This window comes from Ligilactobacillus agilis DSM 20509 (genome assembly GCF_001436215.1).
Lineage (GTDB): Bacteria > Bacillota > Bacilli > Lactobacillales > Lactobacillaceae > Ligilactobacillus > Ligilactobacillus agilis.
In genome coordinates, this window is the sequence record NZ_AYYP01000054.1 from 1 (window position 1) to 332 (window position 332).

Annotated in this window: 1 pseudogene; it reads right to left on the reverse strand. The window is 39.8% G+C overall.

Annotation, left to right across the window (positions count from 1 at the left end):
• Positions 1–332: pseudogene (locus FC14_RS06110) on the reverse strand (UDP-galactopyranose mutase); the annotation flags it as partial.

The window sequence follows — 332 nt, forward strand, 5'->3', positions numbered from 1 at the left end:
ATGATAAAGGCTGGTAAATCAGTTGCTTTGTGTCCCCATTGCTTTTCGGTATAACCCTTGATTAACTTTTCATAAATATCCGTTCCAATCAAGGAAATCGCTTGTTCTTCTAAGTTTTCTGGGCGCTTGTCGCCTAGGATTGAGCGTTGTTCTTCAATCTTAGCTTGGGCTTCAGCTGGTGTTACCACACCCCAAAGCTTATTGAAGGTATTCATGTTAAATGGTAGATTGTAGATTTCACCATTGTAGTTAGCTACGGGTGAGTTAGTGTAGCGGTTGAAATCTGCAAATTGGTTCACATAATCCCAAATTTTCTTGTTAGAAGTGTGGAA